Annotated in this window: 21 protein-coding genes and 1 pseudogene; 17 read left to right on the top strand and 5 right to left on the bottom strand. The window is 73.7% G+C overall.

From position 1 onward, the window contains the following. Nucleotides 1-15: 15 nt before the first annotated feature. The 3 genes from argJ to OTB19_RS00690 form a co-directional block, all read right to left on the bottom strand. Nucleotides 16-1,161, bottom strand: a complete 1,146-nt coding sequence (argJ, locus tag OTB19_RS00700; RefSeq protein WP_267795925.1) for a bifunctional glutamate N-acetyltransferase/amino-acid acetyltransferase ArgJ — start codon at nt 1,159-1,161, stop codon at nt 16-18. A gap of 226 nt (nt 1,162-1,387) precedes the next feature. Next, the gene (locus OTB19_RS00695; protein ID WP_267795924.1) at nt 1,388-2,410 is read right to left on the bottom strand and encodes an SDR family NAD(P)-dependent oxidoreductase; all 1,023 of its coding nucleotides are present in this window, start codon (nt 2,408-2,410) and stop codon (nt 1,388-1,390) included. Then, nucleotides 2,407-3,591, bottom strand: a complete 1,185-nt coding sequence (locus OTB19_RS00690) for a UDP-N-acetylglucosamine--N-acetylmuramyl-(pentapeptide) pyrophosphoryl-undecaprenol N-acetylglucosamine transferase (RefSeq protein WP_267795923.1) — start codon at nt 3,589-3,591, stop codon at nt 2,407-2,409. Before OTB19_RS00690 ends, OTB19_RS00695 begins: the two co-directional genes overlap by 4 nt. Nucleotides 3,592-3,662: 71 nt before the next feature. Between OTB19_RS00690 and OTB19_RS00685 the strand changes: the two genes are divergently transcribed. Then, the gene (locus OTB19_RS00685; protein WP_267795922.1) at nt 3,663-4,361 is read left to right on the top strand and encodes a response regulator transcription factor; all 699 of its coding nucleotides are present in this window, start codon (nt 3,663-3,665) and stop codon (nt 4,359-4,361) included. Continuing rightward, nucleotides 4,358-5,743 carry a sensor histidine kinase gene (locus tag OTB19_RS00680; protein WP_267795921.1) on the top strand — a complete coding sequence of 462 codons (1,386 nt, stop codon included), beginning with the start codon at nt 4,358-4,360 and terminating at the stop codon, nt 5,741-5,743. Before OTB19_RS00685 ends, OTB19_RS00680 begins: the two co-directional genes overlap by 4 nt. A gap of 185 nt (nt 5,744-5,928) precedes the next feature. On the opposite strand, the pseudogene OTB19_RS00675 reads toward OTB19_RS00680, so the two are convergent. Continuing rightward, nucleotides 5,929-6,084: pseudogene (locus OTB19_RS00675) on the bottom strand (TetR/AcrR family transcriptional regulator); the annotation flags it as partial. Nucleotides 6,085-6,351: 267 nt separating this feature from the next. On the opposite strand from OTB19_RS00675, the gene OTB19_RS00670 reads away from it, so the two are divergent. From OTB19_RS00670 to OTB19_RS00635, 8 genes are all read left to right on the top strand, one after another. Continuing rightward, nucleotides 6,352-6,759 (top strand): YciI family protein, encoded by a 408-nt coding sequence (locus tag OTB19_RS00670; protein ID WP_267795920.1) that lies wholly within the window; start codon nt 6,352-6,354, stop codon nt 6,757-6,759. Nucleotides 6,760-6,767: 8 nt separating this feature from the next. Further along, nucleotides 6,768-7,943: an RNA polymerase sigma factor gene (locus tag OTB19_RS00665; protein WP_267795987.1), complete on the top strand. Its 1,176-nt coding sequence runs from the start codon at nt 6,768-6,770 to the stop codon at nt 7,941-7,943. 529 nt (nt 7,944-8,472) lie between these two features. Beyond that, a complete protein-coding gene (locus tag OTB19_RS00660) occupies nt 8,473-9,426 on the top strand; it encodes a 3-oxoacyl-ACP synthase III family protein (protein ID WP_267795919.1) in 954 nt (317 codons plus the stop codon). Nucleotides 9,427-9,435: 9 nt separating this feature from the next. After that, the gene (locus OTB19_RS00655; protein ID WP_267795918.1) at nt 9,436-10,329 is read left to right on the top strand and encodes a hypothetical protein; all 894 of its coding nucleotides are present in this window, start codon (nt 9,436-9,438) and stop codon (nt 10,327-10,329) included. A 4-nt stretch (nt 10,330-10,333) separates the two neighbouring features. Then, the gene (locus OTB19_RS00650; protein WP_267795917.1) at nt 10,334-12,370 is read left to right on the top strand and encodes a fatty acid CoA ligase family protein; all 2,037 of its coding nucleotides are present in this window, start codon (nt 10,334-10,336) and stop codon (nt 12,368-12,370) included. Then, nucleotides 12,355-13,578, top strand: a complete 1,224-nt coding sequence (locus tag OTB19_RS00645) for an NAD-dependent epimerase/dehydratase family protein (protein WP_267795916.1) — start codon at nt 12,355-12,357, stop codon at nt 13,576-13,578. The genes OTB19_RS00650 and OTB19_RS00645 overlap by 16 nt, the downstream gene beginning before the upstream one ends. Next, nucleotides 13,575-16,736 carry a non-ribosomal peptide synthetase gene (locus OTB19_RS00640; RefSeq protein WP_267795915.1) on the top strand — a complete coding sequence of 1,054 codons (3,162 nt, stop codon included), beginning with the start codon at nt 13,575-13,577 and terminating at the stop codon, nt 16,734-16,736. The genes OTB19_RS00645 and OTB19_RS00640 overlap by 4 nt, the downstream gene beginning before the upstream one ends. Beyond that, nucleotides 16,733-17,440, top strand: coding sequence for a formyltransferase family protein (locus OTB19_RS00635; protein WP_267795914.1), 708 nt, complete (start codon nt 16,733-16,735; stop codon nt 17,438-17,440). The genes OTB19_RS00640 and OTB19_RS00635 overlap by 4 nt, the downstream gene beginning before the upstream one ends. A 215-nt stretch (nt 17,441-17,655) precedes the next feature. Here OTB19_RS00635 and OTB19_RS00630 read toward each other — a convergent pair whose 3' ends face one another. After that, nucleotides 17,656-17,979 (bottom strand): hypothetical protein, encoded by a 324-nt coding sequence (locus tag OTB19_RS00630; RefSeq protein ID WP_267795913.1) that lies wholly within the window; start codon nt 17,977-17,979, stop codon nt 17,656-17,658. Between the two features lie 255 nt (nt 17,980-18,234). Here OTB19_RS00630 and OTB19_RS00625 point away from each other — a divergent pair, with 255 nt between their 5' ends. The 7 genes from OTB19_RS00625 to OTB19_RS00595 all read left to right on the top strand — a co-directional run bounded on the left by OTB19_RS00625 (nt 18,235) and on the right by OTB19_RS00595 (nt 26,117). Further along, nucleotides 18,235-19,842: a phospholipase D-like domain-containing protein gene (locus OTB19_RS00625; protein WP_267795912.1), complete on the top strand. Its 1,608-nt coding sequence runs from the start codon at nt 18,235-18,237 to the stop codon at nt 19,840-19,842. A gap of 269 nt (nt 19,843-20,111) precedes the next feature. After that, nucleotides 20,112-21,959 carry a VanW family protein gene (locus tag OTB19_RS00620; protein WP_267795911.1) on the top strand — a complete coding sequence of 616 codons (1,848 nt, stop codon included), beginning with the start codon at nt 20,112-20,114 and terminating at the stop codon, nt 21,957-21,959. 97 nt (nt 21,960-22,056) lie between these two features. Then, a complete protein-coding gene (locus OTB19_RS00615; protein ID WP_267795910.1) occupies nt 22,057-22,554 on the top strand; it encodes a hypothetical protein in 498 nt (165 codons plus the stop codon). 143 nt (nt 22,555-22,697) lie between these two features. After that, complete coding sequence (gene sigK / locus OTB19_RS00610) at nt 22,698-23,306, top strand: ECF RNA polymerase sigma factor SigK (RefSeq protein WP_267795909.1); 609 nt, start codon at nt 22,698-22,700, stop codon at nt 23,304-23,306. Then, nucleotides 23,303-24,121: an anti-sigma factor gene (locus OTB19_RS00605; protein ID WP_267795908.1), complete on the top strand. Its 819-nt coding sequence runs from the start codon at nt 23,303-23,305 to the stop codon at nt 24,119-24,121. The genes sigK and OTB19_RS00605 overlap by 4 nt, the downstream gene beginning before the upstream one ends. Before the next feature lie 127 nt (nt 24,122-24,248). Then, nucleotides 24,249-25,331, top strand: coding sequence for a polyprenyl synthetase family protein (locus tag OTB19_RS00600; protein WP_267795907.1), 1,083 nt, complete (start codon nt 24,249-24,251; stop codon nt 25,329-25,331). 153 nt (nt 25,332-25,484) lie between these two features. After that, the gene (locus OTB19_RS00595; protein ID WP_267795906.1) at nt 25,485-26,117 is read left to right on the top strand and encodes a hypothetical protein; all 633 of its coding nucleotides are present in this window, start codon (nt 25,485-25,487) and stop codon (nt 26,115-26,117) included. Nucleotides 26,118-26,123 lie beyond the last annotated feature (6 nt).

The following is a 26,123-nucleotide window of genomic DNA, read 5'->3' as shown; positions in this document are numbered from 1 at the left end:
GACCGGGGCGGCGGGTCAGGTGGTGTAGTCGGCGTTGATCCGGACGTAGCCGTCACCCAGGTCGCAGCCCCAGACGCGGGCGGCCGCGGTGCCGGTCGCGAGCGAGACGTGGATCAGCACCTCGTCCGCGTTCATGACCTCGGTCAGCCCGGCCAGGTCGGGCTCGGCCTGCGGGTAGACGACCAGGTCGCCGAATCGGATCACGACCCGGTCCGGGTCGATGTCGGTGTCGTCCTTGCACTTGCCGACGGCCATCGCGACCCGCCCCCAGTTGGGGTCGGACCCGTGCACGGCGGTCTTCACCAGCGGCGAGTTGACGATCGCCTTCGCCACCCGGCGGGCCTGCCCCTCGTCCCGCGCCCGGTCCACGACCACCTCGATGAGCTTGGTGGCGCCCTCCCCGTCCCGGGCGACCTGCTTGGTGAGGTCCTCCGCCACGGAGTACAGGGCCGCCTCGAACTCCGCGGGGTCCACCTCTCCGGCCGCTCCGTTGGCGAGGATCACGGCGGTGTCGCTGGTGGAGGTGTCGGAGTCCACGCTCACACAGTTGAAGGTCCGGTTCATCACCCGCCGGAACACGGCGTCGAGTTCGGCGGCGGGCAGGGCCGCGTCGGTGAAGTAGTACGTGAGGAGCGTGGCCATGTCGGGCTCCAACATGCCGACGCCCTTGGCGACTCCGACCAGGGTCGCCGATCCGATCCGCGCCCGCGCGAGCTTCGGATGGGTGTCCGTGGTCATGATCGCCTCGGAGACGGAGTCGAAGTCGGGCTCCTCGCCCGCGCGTACACCGGGGATCCCCGCCCGCATCGTCTCCATCGGGTACGGGCGCCCGATGACCCCGGTCGATCCGATCAGCACCTCCTGCGGCGCGCAGCCCACCAGGGCCGCGGTCAGCGCCACGACCTCCTCGGCGTCCCGGACGCCGCGTTCCCCGTTCGCGACGTTGGCGTTCTTGGACACGGTGACCACCGCGCGCGCAGATCCGTCGGCCACGTGCTCGCGGCTGAGGAGCACGCTCGGTCCGGCGAACCGGGACTGCGTGAACACGGCCGCCGCGGCGCAGGGGTGCTCGGAGACCACCACCGTGAAGTCGCGGGTGGTGTCCTTGACGCCGAGGTTCGCGACAAAGGTGTGGAATCCGATGGGGTTCAGCTCCGACACGCGAGATCTCCGGTTCGTTCCGTTGGTCGGCCAGTTCCTCTGATCGCCGTGATGGTAGCAACCTGACAGCCGCCGACGGGCCCGCGTCCCGGCGCTCGCACACCGCCCTGACCTGGGGGTCTCGGCTGAACGGCGACCAGTGCCGGGGTGTCGCCGCACCGGGGAGGCCGGGCGGTCGCGCCCCGGGGCGGGGGTGCTCCGGGGCGTCCGGGAGCACCCCGTCCGGTCAGACCTGGTAGCGGTCCGGGGCGAAGAGGGCGAGGTTGGCCGCGATCCAGTCCGAGGTGCGCCGCAGCCCTTCCGCGAGGGAGACCCGCGGCTCCCAGCAAGCCCACTCGCGGGCCCGGGAGTTGTCCGACAGCAAGCGCTGGACCTCGCTGCCGGAGGGCCGCAGGCGGGAGGGGTCGACCACGACACGGGCCTCGCGGCCGGACGCCGTGATCAGGGCCTGGGCCAGGTCGCCGACGGAGATCTCCCGACCCGTCCCGAGGTTGACCACCTCACCCAGCGCCCGGTCGCACTCCGCGACCGCCAGGAAGCCCTCCGCCGTGTCGGTGACGTACGTGAAGTCCCGCGTGGGGGAGAGGGACCCCAGACGTATCTCGTCCGCCCCGGAGTGCAGTTGGGCGAGGATCGTCGGGATGACGGCGCGCGCGGACTGGCGCGGACCGTACGTGTTGAACGGCCGCACCACCGTCACCGGGAGTTCGAAGGCGTGATGGAAGGAGAGCGCCATCATGTCAGCGCCGATCTTCGAAGCGGAGTACGGGGACTGCGGCTGGAGCGGGTGCGTCTCCGCGATCGGGGCCGTCAGCGCGGTGCCGTACACCTCGCTGGTCGAGGTGTGCACCAGCCGGCGCACCCCGTGCCGACGGCAGGCCTCGGCCATGTTCTCCGTGCCGGTGACGTTCGTCTGGACGTACGCGCCGGGCGAGGCGTAGCTGTACGGGATCCCGATCAGCGCCGCCAGGTGGAACACGGTGTCGCAGCCGGCCACCGCGTCGCTCACCCGGCCCGCGTCGCGGATGTCACCGGCCCACATCTCCACGGGGCCGTCCGGCTCGGCGAGGTAGCGCGCCAGGTGGCCCTTCTCGGCGTACGGCTTGTAGTGCACGAAGGCGCGGACCCGGGCGCCCCGGGCCACCAGCAGGTCGACCAGGGTCGAGCCGATGAATCCCTCGGCGCCGGTGACCAGGACCGTACGGCCGTCCCAGTTGTTCGTGGTGCTCATGCTGTTCGTGGTGCTCATGCTCGCTCCAGGAGGGGAAGGGTGACGCCGGCGACGCGGAGGACCTCCGCGGCCAGCAGTTCGGCGGCCCGCGCGTGCGGGCCGGGGTCGGCGGCGCCGGCCATGGCCGACAGCCGGGCCGGGTTCGCCAGCAGCGGACCCACGAGGTCCGCGAGGCGTTCGGTGGTGGCGGCGGCGTCGGCCAGCAGGAGCCCGGCGCCGGCGTCGGACAACACCCGGGCGTTGTGGGTCTGGTGGTCGCCCGGCGCGTGCGGGTACGGGACCAGGACGGACGGGACGCCGGTCGCGGCGAGTTCCGCGACCGTCGCCGATCCGGCCCGGCACACCACGAGGTCCGCGGCGGCGTACACGAGGTCCATCCGGTCCAGGTACGGCACGGCGCGCGCGATCCGCTGCCCGCCGCTCGCGGCGAGGTCCGCCACCGCGTCCGGCAGCGCCGCGGGACCCGTCTTGATCAGCAGCTGTACGTCGTCCCGCCCCTGCCAGAGCCCGGCCAGCCCGACGGCCGCCCCGGTGAGCCGGACGGCGCCGAGGCTGCCGCCGTTGAACACCACCAGCCGACGCCCGTCCGGCACGCCCAACGCCCGCCGGGCCTCGGCGCGCAGCACCGCCCGCCCGTGACCGGACAACTCGGCGAGACCGGCCAGGGCGGCGGAGATCGGCATCCCGGTGGTCAGTGCCCGCTCCCCGCCCGCCAGGTGCTCCCGGCTGCGGTCGAAGGCCACCGCGACGTGCGGGGTGAGCCGGGCCGCGAACTGGTTGGCGCGCCCCGGGACCGCGTTGGACTCGTGGATCAGGGCCGGCAGTCCGGCCAGCCGGGCGCCCAGCACGGCGGGCGCGCTCGGGTAGCCGCCCATGCCGACGACGGCGTGCGCCCCCTGGGCCCGGATCACGGCCCGCGCCTGCCCGGCGGACCGCAGCAGCGCGGCGGGCAGCAGGTAGCGCTTGGCGCCCAGCGCCGGATCGAAGGGGATCATGTCGACGGTGTGCAGCCGGTAGCCGGCGCGCGGTATCAGCTCGGTCTCCAGGCCGCGCTCGGTCCCGATGAACGAGACCACGGCGCCGGGGACGGCCGCGCGCAGGGCCTCGGCGAGAGCGAGCCCGGGGTAGATGTGGCCACCGGTGCCGCCGGCACCGATCACGACGGACAGGGGAGCCGGGGAGGAGTCTCGTGTGGTCATGGCGGCAGACTTCCGGTGTGCCCTAAGAAGGTTCTAAGAGGTTCCGCCGCGGCCTTTGGCAGGCTTTGCCCATGAGCTCCATGAGCAGACAGCGGATTCTGGTGGTCGACGACGAGCCCGAGGTGCGGGCCGCCGTGCAGGACGGCCTGGCCGTCGAGGGGTACGAGGTGCGCGGCGCCGCCGACGGGCTGGCCGCGTTGTCCGAGGTCGCGGCCTGGGAACCCGACGCCCTGGTCCTGGACGTGATGATGCCGGTGCTGGACGGCCTCGGCGTGTGCCGGCAACTGCGCGCGATGGGCGACCGGACACCCGTACTCGTCCTGACCGCGCTGGACTCGGTGAGCGAACGGGTCGACGGGCTGGACGCGGGCGCCGACGACTACCTCGTGAAACCGTTCGCCCTGGACGAGCTGGTGGCCCGGGTCCGGGCACTGCTGCGGCGGGCCGCGCCCGCCCAGGACGACGCCGGCGACCCCCTCGCGTACGGCGACCTCGTCCTCGACCCGGCCACCCGAACCGGGCGACGGGCCGGGCGCCCGCTGGAGTTCAGCCGCACCGAGGCCGCGCTGCTGGAACTCCTGCTGCGCCACCCCGGGCAGGTCCTGCCGCGCGAACTCATCCTGGAACTGGTGTGGGGGCGGGACTTCGGACCGGACTCCAACTCCCTCGCCGTGTACGTCGGCTACCTGCGGCGCAAGCTGGAGGCCGGCGGCGAGCCGCGGCTGGTGCACACCGTCCACGGAGTCGGCTACCGGCTGGACGCCGCGTGACGGGCGCCGGCCGGCGCCGGCTGGGCGCCCCATGGCGCAGGCGCCGCCCCCTGCGGACCCGGTTGGCGCTGGCCGTCACCTCGGCCGTCGCGCTGGTCGCCGTCGGCGTGTGCACCGCGGCGTTCTTCGTCGTCCGCGGGGCCCTGTACGACCAGCTCGACCTCAGCCTCACCCAGTCCGCGCGGCTCGCCGCCCAACGCAACCCCGACTCCGGACCCGACACCCTGGCCGGGGAGTGCCGCTTCCTGGCCGCGCCCGCCTGCGCGGAGGTGGTGCCGGTCGATCCCGCCAAGGATCCCGCCCGGCCGTACATGCTGCCCGTGGACGCGGGGACCAGGGCCGTCGCCGCCGGCCGTCGCGCCCCGTACTACACGAGCATCGTCCACGCCGGACACCCGACACGGATGCTCACCACCGACTACACGAAGGGACAGGCGCTCCAGGTCGCGCTGCGCGCCGACACCGTCGAAGCCGGCATCTCCGACGCCGCCCGGTGGCTGGTGGTGATCGGCGCGGCCGGTGTGCTGCTCGCCGCCGTGCTCGGGTACTGGGTCTCGCGGACCGGACTCGCACCGCTGACCCGGCTCACCGCCACCGCCGAACGGATCGCGGCCACCCGGGACCCGCGCCACCGCATCGAGCTGCCGCCGCCGGGACGGGAAGACGAGATCACCCGGCTCGCCGGGACCTTCAACACCATGCTGGGGGAGTTGGAACAGTCCGTCACCGCGCAACGGCGCCTCGTCGCGGACGCCTCCCACGAACTGCGCACCCCCCTGACGGCGCTGCGCACCAACGCGGAACTGCTCGCACGCGGCGAGCGGCTGACGACGGAGCAGCGCGAGCGCGCCTCCCTCGCCCTGGGCCGGCAGCTGCGGGAGGTGACGGGCCTGGTCAACGACCTGATCGAGCTGGCGCGCGACGAGGAGCCGCAGCCGCTCGTCGAACAGGTCAGGCTGGGCCGGCTGGTGGAGCACTGCGTGCAGGTCGCGCGGGCGCACTGGGCCTCCGTGCCGATCGTGGTGCGCTCGACCGACGAGGTCGTCGTACCCGGGGTGCCCGCCCGGCTCAGCCGGTTGCTGGGGAACCTGCTGGACAACGCGGCGAAGTTCAGCCCGGCGGGCGTCCCGGTGGAGGTGGAGCTGACGGTGCGGGCCGGCCGGCCCGAGCTGACGGTACGGGACCACGGTCCGGGCATCGCGCCCCAGGACCTGCCGTACGTCTTCGACCGGTTCTACCGTGCGGGGGCGGCGCGGGCCCTGCCGGGGTCGGGGCTCGGCCTGGCGATGGCGCGGCAGATCGCCCGGGCGCACGCGGCCGAACTGACGGCGGAGGCCGCGCCGGGGGGAGGGGCCCTGTTCCGGCTGACCTTCGGCGCCTGATCGGGCCGCCGTGGCACTTCCGGGTCCGGACCCGGATTCAGTCGCCGTCGATGAGCCACTGGAGGCCGGGGGCGTACAGGTCCGCGAGTCGGTCGGGGGGGTGTGCGGCCCCCCGCGCCGTCCGGCCGGTGCAGGCTCAAGGTCACGCCCAGGCCGATCAGTTGATCGGTGATCAGCTCGGCGCGCACCTGCGGGTCGGGGCCGGTCAGGAGCGCGGCCAGCCGGTCGGTGACCTGCTCGCGGAAGCGCTCGCGCAGCAGGGTGCGTTCGTCGTCGTTGCCGAGCGAGAACACGACCCGCAGCAGCGGATCCCCCCGGAGCCGGTCGCGCAGCCGGACCATGGTGAGGACCAGGTGCCGCCCCAGTGCCTCCGGGGGCCCCGCGAACAGGGCGTGCGACGATCCACCGCCGGACGACGAGCCGACCGACGAGCCACCGACGTGCCGGACGACGAGTGCGGCCCGAGAGGCGGCTGCCGAGGGCTCTTGCGAGGGCTCTTCCGAGAGAACTGAAAAAAGTTCGGGCGAGGATGTCGAGAACCCGTGCCCGGCTCCGTCCCTGCCATGAACGCGGCCAGAATGGTCGCACCGGCACAGAGGAGAGACATCATGGCGAAGTACCTGCTGCTGAAGCACTACCGGGGCGCCCCGGCCGCGGTCAACGACGTACCCATGGCCCAGTGGACCCCGGAGGAGATCACGGCCCACGTGCAGTACATGCACGACTTCGCGGGGCGGCTGGAGGAGACGGGCGAGTTCGTCGACGGTCAGGCGCTCGCCCCGGAGGGGGAGTGGGTCCGCTACGACGGAGAGGGCCGCCCGCCGGTCACCGACGGTCCGTTCGCCGAGACCAAGGACCTCATCGCCGGCTGGATGATCATCGACGTCGACCACCACGAGCGCGCCGTCGAACTGGCCGGGGAACTGTCCGCCGCCCCCGGCGCGGGTGGCAGGCCGATCCACGAGTGGCTGGAGGTCCGCCCGTTCCTGGCCGCGCCGCCCACCATCACGGAGTGACCTCGCCCATGAACGAGGCCCTGCTCCGGAGCCTCACCCCGAGCGTGATCGGGATCCTCGTCCGCCGCGGAGCAGACTTCGCGGCGGCCGAGGACGCCGTGCAGGACGCGCTGGTCGAGGCGGTCCGCGTGTGGCCGGCCGACCCGCCGCGGGACGCGAAGGGCTGGCTGGTCACCGTGGCCTGGCGCCGGTTCCTCGACGCCACCCGATCGGACGCCGCCCGCCGCCGGCGCGAGGACCTCGTCGAAGAGGAGCCGGCCGCGGGACCCGCGTCCGCGGTGGACGACACGCTGCGGCTGTACTTCCTGTGCGCCCACCCGTCGCTGACGCCGTCGTCCGCGGTCGCGCTCACGCTGCGCGCCGTGGGCGGGCTGACCACCCGCCAGATCGCCCAGGCCTACCTGGTCCCCGAGGCGACCATGGCGCAGCGCATCAGCCGGGCCAAGCGCACCGTCTCCGACGTGCGCTTCGACCGGACCGGCGACGTGTCCACCGTGCTGCGCGTCCTCTACCTGGTATTCAACGAGGGCTACTCCGGCGATGTCGACCTCGCGGCCGAGGCCATCCGGCTCACCCGGCAGCTCGCGACCGTGATCGACCACCCCGAGGTGGCGGGGCTGCTCGCCCTCATGCTGCTCCACCACGCCCGGCGCGCCACCCGGACCACGTCCGACGGCAGCCTGGTGCCGCTCGCCGAGCAGGACCGCGGCCGCTGGGACACCGACTCGATCGCCGAGGGCGTCCGGATCCTGCAGGCGGCCCTCGCCCGCGACCGGTTGGGCGAGTTCCAGGCCCAGGCCGCCATCGCGGCGCTCCACGCCGACGCGCCCACCGCCGGGGAGACCGACTGGGTGCAGATCGTCGAGTGGTACGACGAACTCGTGCGGCTGACCGACAGTCCGGTCGTCCGCCTCAACCGCGCGGTGGCCGTGGGCGAGGCCGACGGACCGCGCGCCGGCCTGGCGGCGCTCGCCGAACTGGACCGGTCCGCCCCGGGCTTCTCCGGCAAGGGACACCCCCTGCCCCGCCACGCCGCGGTGGCGGCGTACCTCCACGAGCGCGACGGCGACCCGGTGACGGCGGCGCGGCTGTACGCCGAGGCCGCGGCCAAGGCACCCAACCTCGCCGAGCGCGACCACCTGACCCGCCAGGCCGCCCGGCTCAACGCCCTCGGCCGTCGCTGACGCGCCGCGGTCCGACCGCCGGTCGCGCCGGCGGACGATCGGCCGGTCGCGCGGCCGGGCGGGGACGGTCAAGACGGACCGTGTGATTCCGGACAGGTTTTCGAAGCCGTGTACCCAAGGGAGCCGCCCGGGCGTCAGTGCGGCGGGGGAGCGGGCCGGCAGGGCGGGGCGGCCCGGGAAGGGCGGTCGCGGCGGGCCCGCACACGGTGCGTGCGGCCTTGGACGCGGCGGAATGTCCCGCCGCGCGTGAATGGCCGATATTCGCCACGTCGGTCCGCTTTCGGGTGGGCGCGTAACAGGACTGACAAATCCGTACGCTACGGTAACTTCGCTGTCTGTCACCAGCGAATGACAGCGGAACAGTGCGCCTTTCCGCCGGAGCGATATGTGCTGCCCGCGTGCGCCCATTACGGAGTGAAAATTGAGCTCGCACAACTTATACAGCCGCATGGAATCCATCGGATCCCATATGCCGGCCACCACGTTGACCACTCGGGAACTCATCGGCCGAACCCCGAACCTTCGGGGCGTGGACGTCGAGAGGATCACCGGAGTCGCCGAGAGGCGAACCTACGACCCGCGTCCCGAGACCGGCGAGGACTCGTTCGGAATGGCCCTGAGCGCCGCGCGCGAATGCCTCGCGGCATCCCGGTACGAGGCCGCCGACCTGGACATCGTCATATCGGCGTCGATCACCCGCTTCAAGGACGCCGACCGCTTCTACTTCGAACCCTCCTTCGCCGGTTCCCTCGCCCGGGAGCTCGGCGCCCGCTCCGCCCTGCACTTCGACGTCTCCAATGCCTGCGCCGGGATGATGACCGGCGTGTACGTCCTCGACCGGATGATCCGTTCCGGGGCGGTCCGCAACGGCATGGTCGTCAGCGGCGAGCAGGCGACCCGCGTCGCCGAGACGGCGGCCCGCGAGATCGGCGACTCGTACGACCCGCAGTTCGCCTCCCTCTCCGTCGGCGACTCCGCCGCCGCGGTCGTCATGGACCGGTCCGCGGACGCGGCCGACCGGATCCACTACATCGACCTGATGACCTGCGCGGAGTACTCGCACCTGTGCATGGGAATGCCGAGCGATCGCACCGGGGGAATCGCGCTCTACACGGACAACAAGAAGATGCACAACAAGGACCGGCTCGCCCTTTGGCCCCGATTCCACGGTGATCTGCTGTCCAAGAACGGTCGGGATTTCGCGGCCGAGGAATTCGACTACATCATTCAGCACCAGGTCGGCGCCCGATTCATCGACTACGTGAACCAGACGGGCGAAGCGGAGTTCGGCACGCCCATGCCCACCTCGCTCGCCGTCGTGGAGAGGTACGGCAACACCGCCACCACCTCACACTTCCTGACGTTGCGTGAACACCTCGCCGCGGGCACCGCCCGACGCGGTGCCACCTTCCTGATGGTGCCCGCCGCCTCCGGTGTGGTCACCGGAGCCCTGTCGGCCACCGTCACCCACCTGGGGGTCTGAACCATGGGCATGATCATCACCGCCGCGGGCACCGCCACCGTCGACAGCCACGGCACAGCGGACGGCCGCGCCACCGGCGACCACGCCGCGGACACCCGAGCGGCCTCCTCCGTGGAACTCGCCGGCCGGGCCGCCCGCGACTGCCTCGACCAGACCGGTCTGTCCCCCTCCGCCGTCGGCGTCCTCGTCAACGTGGGCGTCTACCGGGAGTCCAACACCTTCGAACCGGCGCTCGCGGCCCTGGTGCAGAAGGAGGTCGGGATCAGCCTGGACTACCTCGTGGATCCCGCCGCCGGCTTCTCCTTCGACCTCATGAACGGCGCCTGCGGCGTGCTGAACGCGGTCCAGGTCGGTCAATCCCTCCTCGACACGGGCAGCACCGAACGCCTCCTGGTCACCGCCGCCGACGTACACCCCGGCGGCGACGCACGCCGAGACCCCGACTACCCGTACGCGGACCTGGCCGGCGCCCTCCTGCTGGAGCGCAGCGCCGACCCCGACGCCGGATTCGGCCCCGTACGGCACTACACGGCCGACGGCCCCACCGACACGGAGGGCTACCTGGACACCGCCGCCATGGGCGCCGAAGGCCGGACCCTGATCACCGTGCGACGCTCCCCGGACCACGACCGCCGGCGCGCCGAACTCGCCGCCACCGCCGTCGCCGACTACGCCGCCGCGTACGGGCTCGACCTCGACCGCACCCTGGTGATCGGCCCGGGCACCGAGGCGGACGCCCTTCCCCCCGGCGAGACGGGAGAGCCGCACACCGCGGCCCCCGTCCTCGGTTACCTCCACGCCATGGCGACCGGCCTGCCCGAGGACTGTGACCAACTGCTGTTCGTCACCGCCGGCGCCGGCCCCAGCGCGGCCTGCGCGAGCTACCGCCCCGAAGGCCGGTGATCCGGTGACCACCGCGAGCCGACGACGCACCGACACCCGGGCGCCGGCCCTCGGCGCCGCCGAGGGCCTGGCCGCCCGTCTGGAAGGCAACGCCCGGGCCTTCCCGCACAAGCCGGCCGTCATCCACCCCGACGGGGGCCGCGAACCCGACGGCCGCCCCCGCTACCGCACCCTGAACTACGGTGAGTTGCAGCAGGAGGTCGAGCGACTCGCCCACGGCCTGACCCACGCGGGCATAGGCCGGGGCACCAGGACGGTGCTGATGGCCCCGCCCGGACCCGAGCTGTTCGCCCTGGTCTTCGCCCTGTTCCGGATCGGCGCCGTCCCCGTCGTCGTCGATCCCGGCATGGGCCCGCGCCGCATGCTCCACTCCTATCGGGCCGTGGGCGCCGAGGCCTTCATCGGCCCGCCGCTCGCCCACCTGGTGCGCGTCCTGGGCCGCCGCACCTTCGAGGCCGTGCGGATCCCCGTCACGCTGGGCCGCCACCGCCTGTGGGGCGGTCACACCCTGGCGCGCCTGCGGTCCGCCCCCGGCCCGCGCACCGCGCCCCCCGCCGTCGGCGGGGACGACCTGCTGATGATCGGCTTCACCACGGGAAGCACCGGCCCCGCCAAGGGGGTCGAGTACACCCACCGCATGGCACTCGCGATCGCCCGGGGCATCGAGGACGCGCACGGGCGCACCCGCGACGACGTCTCCCTGGTCACCCTGCCCTTCTACGGCATGCTCGACCTGGTCTACGGATCCACGATCGTCCTCGCCCCGCTGGCGCCGGCGAAGGTCGCGCACGCCGATCCCGACCTCCTCGTCGACGCGCTGGAACGATTCGCCGTCAGCACGATGTTCGCCTCGCCCGCCCTGCTGCGACGCCTCGCGGACCATCTCACGACCCGCCCGCACCCCCTGCCCGACCTGCGCTGCGTGGTGTCCGGCGGGGCGCCCGTACCGCCCTCCGTCGTCGCCGTACTGCGGGACGTCCTGGACGAGAAGGCCCGGATCCACGTCACCTACGGGGCCACCGAGGCCCTCCCGATCACCTCGATCGAGTCCGAGGAGATCCTCGCCGAAACGGCCGCCCGGGCCGCGCAGGCCGCCGGAACCTGCGTCGGCCGGCCCGTACCCGGCACCCTCCTGCGGATCGCGCCCGTCACCGACGGCCCGATGCCGGCCCTCGCCCCCGGGTCGGACACGGACCCGGAGCCGGGGCGCGTCGGGGAGATCCTCGTGGCCGGGGACTCCGTCAGCCCCCGCTACCACGCCGCCCCGCAGGCCGACGCCCTCCACAAGGTGTCCGAGAAGGCGCCCGATGACCCGACCCGCGCGGGCCTTTGGCCGTCCGACGGGGTGGGAGCCGCGCCCCGCCTCTGGCACCGCACCGGGGACCTCGGATACCTCGACGGCAGCGGTCGGCTGTGGTTCTGCGGACGAGCGGCGCAGCGCGTGCGCGCCACCGGGCACGACCTCCACACCGTGCTCTGCGAGGGAGTCTTCAACGCACACCCGCTGGTCCGCCGCAGCGCACTCGTCGGCATCGGCCGGCCCGGCGCGCAGCAGCCCGTCGTCTGCGTGGAGACCGAGTCCCCCCTCGACGCGGACGCCTGGCGCGACCTCGTCGTCGAACTGCGCGCATCGGCCACCCACCACCTCCCGGAGCTCGGGTCCGCGCCGTTCCTGCGCCACGCGGGGTTCCCCGTCGACATCCGACACAACGCCAAGATCGGCCGCGAGGAACTCGGCCGGTGGGCCGAACGCCGCCTCGCGCCCCCGGCACCCCCGTGGTCCCGCGCCGGCGCCCCGAAGCTGATCCCGCTCGCCGGCTGGGCCTACCTGCTCGGCGGAGCCGTCCTGGCCGCCACCGACACAGCGCCCGACGTCCCCGTCCTGCACTGGCTGTGGTGGATCGACGCCGTCCTCAGCGTCGGCGTGCACGCCGCGCAGATCCCCCTCGCCCTGCCCCGGGCCCGCGCGGCCGGACACGGGCGGGCGGCCGCCGTCGCCCTCACCATGCTCTACGGCGCGACCTGGTGGCGGACCCTGTGAACATCCTGATCACCGGGGCCACCGGCTTCCTCGGCGGCCACCTCGTCGACGCCTGCCTGCGCGAGGGCCACCACGTACGCGCCCTGGTACGCGAGGGCAGCGACACCGCACGGCTCGGTTCCCTGCCCGGGGTCGAACTCGCCGTCGGCGACCTGGCGGACGAGGACTCGCTGCGTGCCGCCGCCGAGGACCGCGACACCGTGCTGCACAGCGCCGCCCGGGTCGTCGACCACGGCAGCCGCGCCCAGTTCCACGAGGCGAACGTCGCCGGCACACGGCGGCTCATGGACGCCGCGCGGGCCGCCGGCGCCGGCCGGTTCGTCTTCGTCTCCAGCCCCAGCGCGCTGATGCGGATCCGCGAGGGCGACCGCCTCGACATCGACGAGTCCACCCCCTACCCGGACCGCTTCTTCAACCTGTACTGCGAGACGAAGGCGCGCGCCGAACAGGACGTACTGGCCGCCCACACCGAACGGTTCACCACCGTCGCCCTGCGCCCGCGCGGCATCTGGGGGCCGCGCGACCACGCCGGCTTCCTGCCCCGCATGATCGGCGCGATGCACGCGGGCCGGCTGCCCGACCTGTCGGGCGGCAAGCGGGTCCTGGTCTCGCTGTGCCACAGCGACAACGCCGTGGACGCCTGCCTGCGGGCGGCCACGGCACCGGCCGAACGCGTGGGCGGCCGGGCGTACTTCGTCGCGGACCGGGAGCGGACCGACCTGTGGGCCTTCCTCACCGAGGTCGGCCGGCTCCTCGGCTGCGCACCGCCGGGACCGCGGATCCCGCTGCCGGTCGGCCGCGCGCTCGCCGCCGCCGTCGAGACGCTGTGGCGGCTGCGGCCCGGTTCCGAGGGGACCACACCGCCGATGAGCCGCTACATGATGGCCCTGCTCACCCGATCCACGACGTACGACACCGGTGCGGCCCGACGCGACCTCGGCCACGAGGCGCCGCGCGGGCAGGCGGACGGCGTCCGCGAACTGGTGCGGTGGGTGGAGGACATCGGCGGAGTGGACGCGTGGACCCGCCCCGCGCCCGGGCGTTCCGACGAAGCCGGGTCCCGCCCCGCGCCGGGGCGTTCCGACACCACCGCGCCCGGGTCCGTGCGGGCGATCGGGTCCGCGGGAAGGCCCTCGTCCGTACCGCCGGCCACCGCCGGTACCCGCACCGCACCCGCCCGTTCCGAGCGAGGAGGCACCCCGCGATGAACCGTCCCCGACCCACCGCCGGCCACCGCTACCGGCGGCCGGTCTCGCCCACCGAGCGGCTCTACCTCGCCGCCGAGCACGCCCGCGGCGCCATGGCGCTGCGCATTCTCGTCGAAGGCGAGGGCGTGCCCGCCCCCGAGCGCCTCCGGGCCGCGCTGGCCCGGGCCGCCGAAGCCGTCCCCGGCTCGCGGCTGGCCCGGCGGGGTCCGCTGTGGCACGCCGACGGGCCGTTGCCCCGCGTCCGGTACGCCGACACCCGCTCCGCCGCGGCCTTCGACGTCGCGACGGCGGACACGGCCGCCCTGTTGTACGGCCCCGCGCGGCGGACCGACCCGCCCGGCTGCGAGGTGTTGGTGGTGCCCGGCCGGGCCACCCCGTCCGCCGACGAAGAGGGCGCGGCGCCGGGCACCCGCACCACGCTGGTGTTCAGCGTCTCGCACGCCCTGATGGACGGCCACGGCGCCCTGATCTGGGTGCGCGAGGTCTTCCGGGCGCTGCGCGGGGACCAGGCGCGACCCGCCCTGGCCCCCGACACCGACCGGGGACTGCTGCGTCGGCTCGGCGCCGGCGACCGCCGTCCCACGCTGCCGCCCGACCGCCCGTCGCCCCTCGGCCGCCCTGCGGCCGGCCCCCCGCGGACCCTGTGGCTGCGCAGGACCCTGCCCGGTCACCACTCGGCCCTCACGGCCCGCCTCGCCCAGGCCGTGACCGACGCCTCGGGCCGGCCCGGCCGGGTCATGGTCCCGGTCGACCTGCGCCGGCACCGCCCCGGCGTCACGGCCACCGGCAATCTGACGCTGCCGCTGTTCCTCGACCTCAGCCCCGGCGACGACTGGACCGGCTCGCACCTCACCCTGCTGCGGGCCCTCGCCGAAGGGCGTGAACTGGCCTCCGGCTTCGAGTCGGCCCTCGCCCCGCTGCCGCTCGCCGCCTCCGCCCTGTTGTTGCGCGCAGGCCAGGCCGCCACCGGCCGCGCGGACCGCCACCTCGCCTCGGCCGTCGTGTCCCACCTGGGCCGACTGGCCCCGGAGGACTACAGCGGAGGGGGTTTCACGGCCAAGACGGTCTATGCCCTGCCCGTCCACGCGCCCCTGGTACCCGTCTCGTTGGTCGCGGCCGAGACCCCGGCGGGGACCGAGCTGACGATGGGGGTACGGGGCGGCCCCGATCTCGCGACCCGCGCGGAACGCTTCCTGGACCGGGCCCTGGCCCGTCTCGCACCCACGCCCGAGCCGTCGTCCCCGACCGTCCCGTCCACCACCTTCCCGCCCCGACCGGTCCCGCCCACCACCGGGGCCACGGGGACCACCGTGGTCGACCTGTTCCGCGCGCAGGCCGCCCGGGCACCCCACGCGGTCGCCCTCGACGGGCCCGAGGGAGAGGTCACGTACGCGGAACTCGATCGCCGCTCCGACGCCGTCGCCCGCGAACTGGCCGACCGCGGCGTCGTCCGCGAGGACCTCGTCGGACTGATCGTGGACCGGTCGCCGGCGGGCGTCACCGCCCTCTGGGGCATCCTGAAGGCGGGCGCCGCCTACGTGCCCCTCGACCCCGCCCACCCCGGTGAGCGGATCAAGGAAGTCCTCCAGGAGTGCGGCGCCCGGCTCTGCCTGACCCAGCGCCACCTCGCCGACGCGCTGACGGTGTCCGTACCGTGCCCGGTGATCCTGACCGAGGACGTCCTCGACGCTCCCGGCGCGCCGGGCGGGGAACTGCCCCCGGCTCCCGGGCCCGGGGATCTGGCGTACGTCATGCACACATCCGGTTCCTCCGGGCGTCCCAAGGGGGTGCGGATCGAGCACGGCGGCCTGACGGGCTTCGTCCGGTGGATGACCGACATGTGCCGGGTCGACGAGGACACCCGCTTCGGTTTCGCCTCCTCCTACGCCTTCGACATCTCGTGTTTCGCGTTGTTCCTGCCGCCGGCCGCCGGCGCGACCACCGTGCTCGCCCCCGAGGCCCCCTCCCGGGCGAGCCTGCGCCGTCTCGTGCACGACCACCGCGCCGACACCCTCGCGCTCACCCCCTCGCACCTCGCGCTCTTCGCGGACCGGGCAGCCGTACGCACCCTGCTGCTCGGCGGCGAGCCGCTGACGCCCGCCGCCGTGCGCTCGGCACGGGCCGTCTTCGGCCCGGACTGCCGGATCGTCAACGGCTACGGACCCACCGAGGCCACCGTGGCCTGCCTCGCGCACGTCGTGGACGGCGGCGAGACGACGGCCACCATCCCCCTCGGCACCGCCGGTCCCACGACCCGCGTCGAGCTGGTGGCCGAGGACGGCCGGGTGATCGGCACGGGGGAGGAGGACCACGGCCGGACCGGTGAGATCGTCGTCAGCGGCCTCCAGGTGGCCCGCGGCTACCTCGGTCCTCCCGACGGGACGTCCTCCCCGTTCGGCACCCGCCCCGACGGCGTGCGCTCCTACCGCACGGGCGACCTCGGGCGCCGACTGCCGGGCGGGGCGGTCGAGTTCGCCGGGCGCGCCGACGGGCGGCTCAAGATCGCCGGGCATCGGGTGGAGCCCGCCGAGATCGTCGCCGCGCTGGAGGCACACCCCGCGGTGAGCCGCGCCGTCGTGGCCACGCGCAGCCGCCCCGGCACGACCACGCCGGTGCTGTGCGCCTACGTGGTGTCGGCGACCCCGGAGGAGCCGGTGGCCGCCCCGGCCCCGGACGACCCCGGCGCCCCGCGGGCACAGTGGGTCGACGACCCGGACCTGGCCGCGGTGCTGCGCGCGGAGCTGGCCCGGCGGCTGCCCGCCCATCTGGTCCCGGCGCGGATCACGACCGTCGCCGACATCCCCCGCACGGTCAGCGGCAAGGCGGACCTCGACGCGCTGCCCGACCCCTTCGCGGCGGGCGGGCCGGAGGCGGATCCCGCGACGGCGGGACCCACCGCGCTCCGGGACCGGGTCGCCCGTCACTGGGCGGCGATCCTCGGGGTGGACGCGGGGGCCCTCACGGCGGGCGCGGAGTTCCAACTCCTGGGCGGCGACTCCCTGGCCCTCGTCGAGATGCTCGACGCCGTCTCCTCGGACCTGCTCACCGAGGCCCAGGGGCGCTGGTTCATGAGCCGCCTCGAATCCCTCGTGCGCGACGTCACCCTCGACCACGTCTGCGCCCACGTGGAAGCCGCCCGGAGAGAGGTACCCGCGTGATCTTCATAGGTGACGGAGCCCTGGTACGACGTGCCGTCACCCACGCCGCCGCGCGGGGACACGCCGTCGACCTCGTCTGCTGCGAGGACCCGGGGGACGCCGCGGGCGCCCCGCACCTCGCCGCCGACGTCAACACACGGGCCGCGGACCTTGCCCGAGCCTCCACGGACGGCATCGTCTGGTCCCTGAACAACCGTCGGATCCTTCGCGCACCCGTCCTCTCCCTGGGCCTGCGGATCCTCAACATCCACAACGGCCTCCTCCCGCGCCACCGGGGTCTGCCCTCGGTCGCGCTCCTCTTCGCCCTGCTGCACGGCGACACCGAGTACGGCGCCACGCTGCACGAGGTCGACGCGGGCATAGACACCGGGCGGGTCCTGGCGGACCTGCGTTTCCCGATCGGCCCCGACGACCGGCACCATCAGGTCATGCTGCGGGGGATCCGGGCCTGCCAGGCCCTCTTCGAGGAGACGCTCGCGGCGGTCGTCGCCGGATCGGGCCTGCCCGCCGGGACCGTGCGGCCGTACGGACCGCGGACCTACAACGGCCTGCGCGCACTGGAGCAGCTGTCGGAGCACCGGGACCATCCCGCGTTCGCCCGGGCCACGGACCTGGGGCCGTTCGCGGTGCACGCCCCGGAGGTGGCCCGCGCCGTGGCCGCCGTACGGGGCGACGGCCGGGACCCGGCGCCGCTGCCGGCGTAGTCGTCCGCACGCACCGTACGACCCGCGCCCCCCGGCCTCCGACGCGGTTCGTACGGTGCGCGAACGCGGGGTGCGCGGGGAACGCGGGTCGTACGGTGTGGGCGGTCGCGGGACGCGGGCTCCGGGCGGCGGGCTCCGGGGGCGGAATCCGGGCGTCGGTACCCCCAGGGCCCTCAGGACTGGATCCGCGGCAGGACCGGGGTCGGTCGTCCGGGTCAGTCGTTGAGGCTCTCGGCGAGCTGTCCGCCCAGCTCATTGGCGGTCTGGCCCAGGTCACCGCTGGTCAGCAGCGGGTCCAGGGCGGTGGGTGGAGTGAGGGGTGCGGGTGGGGTGTCGGCGTGGGCGGCGCCCATGCCGAGGCCGAGGGCGGCGACGGACAGGGCGGCGGTGAGGGCCATGCGGCCGGCGAAGGTCATGCCGGGCCAACGAGGGCCGGTCCGCCGGGACACGTTCGACCCGCCGCGCCCGCCGCGCGTCCCGTTCAGGGGCTGGCCCGCGCGCGGGCCGAACCCGCCGCCGCGCAGGCGGAATGCGGACAAGGTTCCCCTCCCCGTACGGCGGCGGCGCCCCGGGGCGCCGGGAGGTGCCGGCGCGGACAAGGGCGGAGCGGTCCGGCAAAACGCGTACACAGCGCCAGAAATACGGCAGGGAGCCCGTGGCTGAATCCGATGTCCGGTGCCCAATGCGGTGCCTATCGGACTGATAGCGTCCGCGAGTTGATCTTGCCAGTCGCCCCGTCGGGACCCGTCGTGGTCGGGCGCGGCGACGGCCACCCCTCTCGCAAGGAACCCACATTGCTCCGCCCCACGCCTCCGCGGTCCGCCCGCCTCGCTCCCCGGGCCGCCGTCGCGGCCGCGCTCCTCGTGCTCCTGCCCGCCGCGCCGGCCGCAGCCGCCACCACACCGCACCTCGACGCGATCGAGCAGGAACTCCGGCGGGTCTCACCCGGCCTGGAAGGGCGCGTGTGGGAACGCACCGACGGCAACGCCCTCGACGCCTCGACGCCCGGCGGGAGCGACTGGCTGCTCCAGACCCCCGGCTGCTGGGGTGACGTCGGGTGCGCGCGGCGACCCGGTACCGAACGCCTGCTCGCGAAGATGACCGAGAACGTCGCCCAGGCGAAGCAGACCGTCGACATATCGACCCTGGCCCCCTTCCCCAACGGCGCCTTCCAGGATGCCCTCGTCTCCGGTCTGAAGGCCTCGGCCGCGCGGGGCAACAAGCTCAAGGTGCGCATCCTCGTCGGCGCCGCCCCGATCTACCACCTCAACGTGGTGCCGTCGAAGTACCGGGACGAACTCGTCGCCCGACTCGGCGAGGACGCGCGGAACGTCGACCTCAACGTCGCTTCCATGACGACCTCCAAGACCGCCTTCTCCTGGAACCACTCCAAGATCCTCCTGGTCGACGGCCAGTCGGTGATCACGGGTGGGATCAACAGCTGGAAGGACGACTACCTGGAGACCACGCACCCGGTGGCCGACGTCGACCTCGCACTGAAGGGGCCGGCCGCCGCCTCCGCGGGGCGCTACCTGGACGAGCTGTGGTCCTGGACCTGCCAGAACAAGGGCAACATCTCCAGCGTCTGGTTCGCCTCCTCCAACGGCGCCGCCTGTCTGCCCTCGCTGCCGAAGCCCGCCGCGGCGCCCGCGCCCCAGGGCGACGTCCCGGCCCTCGCCGTCGGTGGGCTCGGCGTCGGCATCATGCGCAACGACCCCACGTCGACGTTCCGGCCCCAGTTGCCGACCGCCCCCGACACCAAGTGCGTCGTCGGACTCCACGACAACACCAACGCCGACCGCGACTACGACACGGTCAATCCGGAGGAGAGCGCGCTGCGCGCGCTGATCTCCGGCGCCAACCGACACATCGAGATCTCCCAGCAGGACCTGAACGCGACCTGCCCGCCCCTGCCCCGCTACGACATCCGCGTCTACGACGCCCTCGCCGCCAAACTGGCCGCCGGGGTCAAGGTGCGCATCGTGGTCAGTGACCCCGCGAACCGGGGCGCCGTGGGCAGCGGCGGCTACTCGCAGATCAAGTCCCTCTCCGAGATCAGCGACACGCTCCGTGACCGGCTCGCGCTGGTCACCGGGGACCGTGCCGCCGCCCGCACGACGATGTGCTCGAACCTCCAGCTCGCCACCTTCCGCGCCGCCCCCGGCGCGACCTGGGCGGACGGCCGGCCCTACGCGCAGCACCACAAGCTGATCTCCGTGGACGACGCCGCCTTCTACATCGGCTCGAAGAACCTCTACCCGGCGTGGCTCCAGGACTTCGGGTACGTCGTCGAGAGCCCCGCGGCCGCCCGGCAGCTCACCGAGCAGCTCCTGAGCCCGCAGTGGCAGTACTCGCGGGCGACCGCCACCGTCGACTACGAGCAGGGCGTCTGCCCGTCCTGACCAGCGCTTCCGACCGATTCCGGCTCCGTGTACGGCCGCCCCCGCACCACGCGCGGGCGGCCGTCCTCGTCGTTCCGCGCAGGTCCGCCACGTGCGTCGGACCAGGCGACCAGGGCAGCGTGAGAACGGGCACATTTTGCCCGATTTGGCAGGTATCTCCTTCATGCTGGTCACTGTTCTGGCGCGTTTCAGGTTCTCGGGTGGGTGCCAGGCGCCCCTTCGACGTACCAGGACCACCGCGTACCAGAACCACGGCCACCGGGAGAGACATGCGACGTGACAACCGCCGGACGCCCCGCAACCTGCGGATCGCCCTGACCTTGGCGGGCGGGGCCGCCGTACTCGGTTTCGGCGGCCTCTACGCCACCGCCCTGGTCGTGACCGGCGACTCCGTCGCCGACGGCACACACGTCCAGGGTGTCGACATCGGCGGAATGAGCCGCACGGAGGCCACGGCGGCCCTGGACCGCACGCTCGGCCCGGCCGCGAGCGCCCCCCTGGAGCTGCGGATCGGCGACCGGACGGAGCGGATCGCCCCCGCCTCCTTCGGTCTGTCCCTCGACACCGGGGCCACCGTCGACCAGGCCGCCCACACCGGATCCAATCCGTTCACGGTCATCGGGCGACTCTTCGCCCCGACCCGCGAGCGCGCCGTCGAGCCCGTGACCCGCATGGACGACGCCAAGAGCGCCGCCGCGGTCGACCGGCTCGCCGCCGGCGACCGCAAGGCCCGCGACGGCGACATCGCCTTCAGCGACGGCAAGCCCCGGGTCACCCAGCCCGTCACCGGCGTCGCCCTGCGCACCGAGGACGTGCCGCAGACCGTGCGCGCCGCCTACCTGGGACCGCAGGCCGGTCCCGTCGTCCTCCCCGTCGACCGGACGGACCCGGCCATAGGGCGCCAGGAGACCGATCGCGCGCTGCGGGAGTTCGCCGCACCCGCGATGTCCGGTCCGGTCACCCTCAACCTCGCCGGCAAGCCGATATCCATATCCCCGGCCGTGCTCGGCAGCCACCTCGACGTCGCGGCCGACGGCCAGGGCCGCCTCAAGCCCCGGCTCGACTCCAAGTCCCTGCTGGCCGACCCCGCGGTCGCCCGCCAGGTGGACGCCGTCACTCCCGAGCCGCGCAACGCCACCTTCCGGCTCGACTCCGCCGACCGGGCGGTCCTCGCGTCCGACGGACGCAGCGGGACCAAGGTCACGGACAAGGCCCTCGGCGCGGCCGTCGAACCGCTGCTGACCCGCACCGGCGCCGCCGCTCGTACCGCCGAACTCAGCGGGACCCCGATCCACCCGGCCCTGACGGCGGAGGACGCGCAGCGCCTGGGGATCAAGGAGAAGATGTCGTCCTTCACGGTCAACTTCCCCGCCGCGCCCTACCGCACCACGAACATCGGCCGGGCCGTGCAGCTGATCAACGGCTCCGTCGTCATGCCCGGCGAGACCTGGAGCTTCAACAAGACGGTCGGCGAACGCACCAAGGAGAACGGGTTCGTCGACGGGATCATGATCAATGACGGCCAGTACGTGAAGTCGCCCGGCGGTGGCGTCTCGGCCGTCGCCACGACCATGTACAACGCCCTGTTCTTCGCCGGCGTGAAGCCGCTGGAGCACGGCGCCCACTCGTTCTACATCGAGCGCTACCCCGAGGGCCGCGAGGCCACCGTCGCCTGGGGCACGCTGGACCTGCGCTGGAAGAACGACTCCGGCCACGCGATCTACATCCAGGCCCGGTCCACCGACACCTCCCTGACCATCAGCTTCCTCGGCACGAAGAAGTACGACGAGATACGCGCCACCCAGGGCCCGCGCACCGCGATCACGCCCCCGGGCAAGCGCACCGGCTCCGGCTCCACCTGTGAGGTGCAGACTCCGCTGGAGGGCTTCGACGTCGCCGTCGACCGCGTCTTCGTGCAGGGCGGCCAGGAGGCCAAGCGGGAGACGTACAAGACGCACTACACCCCGCGCGACGAGGTCACCTGTACCCCGCAGAGCCCCGCCCCCTCGGGTGCGCCGACCGCGCCGACGACACCGGCGGGCTCGTCCGCCCCGGCGGCTCCGGCCACCGCGCAGGCGGGCGCGTCCTCCGCCACGAACGGGCCGCGCGGAACCTGACGCGAACTCATCCCATCCAGACCCACCGGCTGCATCGAATTACTTGTGTCACATCACTCACTGCTCTCACTCGGGTGAGGGCGAGGAGGTGGGATCCATGTCCGTTCCCATCCGTGTCAGACACATGGCGGTGGCCGTGGCCTCGACCGGCGTACTCGTCGGCGGTGCGGCGCTCGGAGCAGCGGCGCCCGCGATGGCCGCGCCGGCCGCGACACAGACCGTCGCGGCCTCCGTCACCGGGGACCGCGGCAAGCAGTGCGTCTGGAAGAAGGCTCACTGGGAGAAGCGCTGGGTCAAGGGTCACTGGGAGAAGCGCTGGGTAAAGGACCACTGGAAGCACGACAACGGGAACGGCAACGGACACGACAACGGCAACGGACACGACAACGGCAACGGGAACGGCAACGGCAGGTGGGACCGGGACCGGGACCAGGGCCAGGGCCAGGGTCAAGGTCAAGGTCAAGGTCAAGGCCAGGGCCACGATGACTCCCGGCGTGGTGGCCAGGGCCACTGGAAGTGGGAGTACGTCCCCGGCCACTGGGACAAGGACTGGGTCAAGGGGCACTGGGACTGCTCGTACAACCACCGCTGGTAGCTGCTTCTCCCGCACGACGGATGGTTGACGAGGGCCCGCACCGCGGGCCCTCGTCGCTCTTTTCCCCGGCCCTCCGGATGCGCCCGGCCCTCAACGGTGATGGGATCGGAAGCCGGTGCACCGGAAGGAGCACGGGACTTCTGATGGCGGACAGGACGGACAGGACCGAAAGGGCGCACAGCCCGGACGACGTGAGCGACGGCCCGGCCGACGGGCCGGACGAGCTGCTCCTCCGGGTGGCCCAGGGCGACGGAGAGGCCTTCGCCCCCCTCTACGACGCCATGTGCGGCCCCGTGATGGGGCTGGTCTGCCGGGTCCTGCGGGACGAGGACCAGGCGGCGGAGGTGACGCAGGAGGTGATGATCGAGGTGTGGCGCACCGCCGGCCGGTTCCGCCCGGAACTCGGCACCGCGAAGGCCTGGGTGATGGTGTTGGCCCACCGCCGGGCCGTGGACCGCGTACGTTCCGCGCAGGCACGCGGCGCGCGCGAGGAGAAGGCGGCGCTCCTCGATCGGATGCCCGCCTTCGACGAGGTGGCGGACGAGGTCGAGGGCAGGGAGGAGTACCGGCAGGTACGACGCTGCCTGGACGGCCTGACCGCCCCCCAGCGGGAGGCGGTACGGATGGCCTTCTACGAGGGGATGACCTACCGGGAGGTGGCCCGGTCGCTGGAGTCGCCCGAAGGCACGGTCAAGTCGAGGCTCCGCGACGGACTGCACCGGCTGCGCGACTGTCTGGAGGCATCCCGATGAGCATCGCGCCCGACCCCCACGCCCCCCTCGGCGCGTACCTCCTGCACGCCGTGCCGCCCGACGAGGAAGCCGCCTTCGCGCGACACCTGGCGGGCTGCGTGTCCTGCCGCCGCGAAGCCGCCGCGCTGACCCCCGTCGTCGCCGACCTCAGCGGCACGCCTCCGATGTCACCCCCCGCCGACCTGCGCCGCACGGTCCTGGAACGGATCGCGGACACCCCCCAGGAGCCGGGCCTGCCGCCGGCCGTCGTGCCGTACCCGGCACCCGCCGCCGCGCACGCCCCGGGCGCGGCCCGGCCCGGGAGCCGCGCGGGAGCCCGCCCGGGCCGGGCGGCGTGGCGCGGGCGCTGGATCCTCGCGGCGTGTCTGGCCGCGGCGCTCGGCTTCGGAGGCATCGCCCTGTGGCAGCATCAGGAGGCCGTGCAGGCGCGCGGCAGCCTCATCGAGTCCACCCGTCGCACCGGCCCCGTCAAGGAGCTCGCCGAAGTGCTCGCGGCCCCCGACGCGAAGGTCAGCGCCGCGCGGTTCGAGGACGGCGCCACCGGTTGTGTGATCGTCTCCCGCAGCGAGAGCAAGGCCGCCTTCATCGCCTCGGGGCTGCCGAAACTCCCCGATGGCCAGGTGTACAAGCTCTGGTACGACGACGCGGGCACCACCCGCGCGGCCGGCACCCTGCGGGGCGGCGGCAACTGGCACGTCAAACTCCTCGACGGGCCCGTCGACCAGGCGACCTCCGTCGGCGTCACGGTCGAATCGGCCGCCGGTTCCGTGAGCCCGACCACCGCACCGGTCGGTGTGATCGACATCCCGGCCTGAGGGGCCTGAGAGGCAAGAGACGCACGAGGCGCGAGGGAGGCGACAGCGGCCTGACGGGCCCGGGGCGCCTCGGCGCCGATCGCCGCCGGCCGCCCGGGCCGTCCGCGCACACCCGATACTGATCTTCATGGACGCCACGGCCACCGCCACCACCCTGGAACGGATATCCGGACACCGCAGCCGGTTCGACGCGCACTTCGCGCGGTACTTCGACACCCTCGGCGAACGGCTCGACACCCCGCCGATGAGCCGGTTCACCCCCCGATGCCTGGAACTCCTGCGGGACCTGTCCCTGCGCGGCGGCAAGCGTCTGCGCGTCGTCCTCCTCCACGAGGCGGCCCGGCTGGTCACCACCGACGAGGTGCCGGGCCTGACGGAGGCCGCGCTGAGCATCGAACTGTTGCAGACCCACGGACTCGTCCACGACGACATCATCGACGAGGCGCCCCTGCGCCGCGGCGGGCCCTCCACCCACCAGGCCTACCGCGACGAGTTCCCCGACCACGCCCCCACCGCCCTCGGCCTGGCCGTGCTCGCCGGGGACCTCGCGGCGTTCCTCTCCATGCAGGTCCTGCTGGAGGCCGACGTCCCCGCCGAACTCCGCCAGAGCCTCCTGGGCGTACACCTGCGGACCGCAGCCGAGACCGTCGTCGGACAGATCGTGGACCTGGAGCGGGACACCCACGCCCGGCCCGACGAGGAGTTCCTGCACACCGTCACCGACTTCAAGAGCGCCCGCTACTCCCTCCTGGCGCCGCTGACCATGGGGCTGCTGGCCGCGGGCGAGGATCCGGCGCCGCACCACGAACGGCTGCACCGGTACGCACGCCTGGTGGGGATCGGTGAGCAGATGCGCGACGACCACCGCGACCTGTTCGGCGAGGACGCGGGCGTCGGCAAGTCGACGGGGGCCGACATCCGCTCCGGCCGACGCACCTACGCGGTCACCGCGGTACTGGCCCGCGCGACCGGGTCCGAGGCGGCCCTCGTCGAAGCCGCGCTCGGCGACCCGCACTGCACCGACGCCACCATCGCCCGGATCCGGGACATCGCCCGCCGCAACGGCGCCGACCGACAACTGCGCGACGCCATGCGCTCCCACGCGCGGGCCGCCGCGGCCGAGGCCGCCTCCTGGGACGAGTACTGGCGACCGGAAGCCGTCGCCTTCTTCCGCACCCTGCCGATGTGGAGCATGGACCGGAGGGGCTGACCCACCCACGGCACACCCCACCGGCAAACCTCGCCGTCCGTCCGTCCGTCCATCCGACCGGCCCGCCCGACCGACCGCCCCGGCGCGTCCCTCCCGTCACCCGACCGCCCGGCCCCGCTGGCACACCGGGCCCGGGCCCGGCTTGCTGGAGCCATGAGACAGGGACCACCGGGCACGATCCCGGCACAGAGCCTGAGCACCCCGCGCGCCGCGGGCGTCGCGGGGATCGTCTTCGCCCTGCTGCTGGCCACGGCGATCGTGCTCGCCCGGACCGGTCTGCCCGCCGGGGCGGGCGGCGACGACATCGCCATCACCTCGGGCCAACGGAGCGCCGTCACCACCGCCGTGGAACTCGTGCCGTTCGCCGGCATCGCCTTCCTCTGGTTCATGGGCGCACTGCGCGCGCACACCGGCGATTCCGAGGACCGGTTCGTCGCCACCGCCTTCCTGGGCAGCGGCCTGGTCTTCGTCGCCTCGCTGTTCGGGGCCGCCGCGGCCGCCGGGACGGTTTTGGAAACCACCCAGCCCCAGGACTTCGGCCGGCACTTCGCGTACACCCTGCTCACGACGTACGCGATGCGGATGGCCGCCGTCTTCGTCTTCGCCACCTCGACCATGGGGCGCAAGCTCGGGGTTTTCCCGCGCCCGCTCACCCTCCTCGGCTACGCCGTCGGTCTGGTCCTGCTGGTGTTCGGCTCCACCCTGCCGTGGTTCGAGATGGTCTTCCCGGCCTGGTCCCTGCTCGTCAGCGTCTACATCCTGCGGGTGGGCCGCCGTCCCGCGTGAGGCATC

The organism is Streptomyces sp. H27-H5 (assembly GCF_026627505.1).
In the GTDB taxonomy this organism is placed as follows: Bacteria; Actinomycetota; Actinomycetes; order Streptomycetales; family Streptomycetaceae; genus Streptomyces.
The sequence above is the reverse complement of the archived record's forward strand: the minus strand, read 5'-3'. Positions and strand labels throughout refer to the sequence as shown.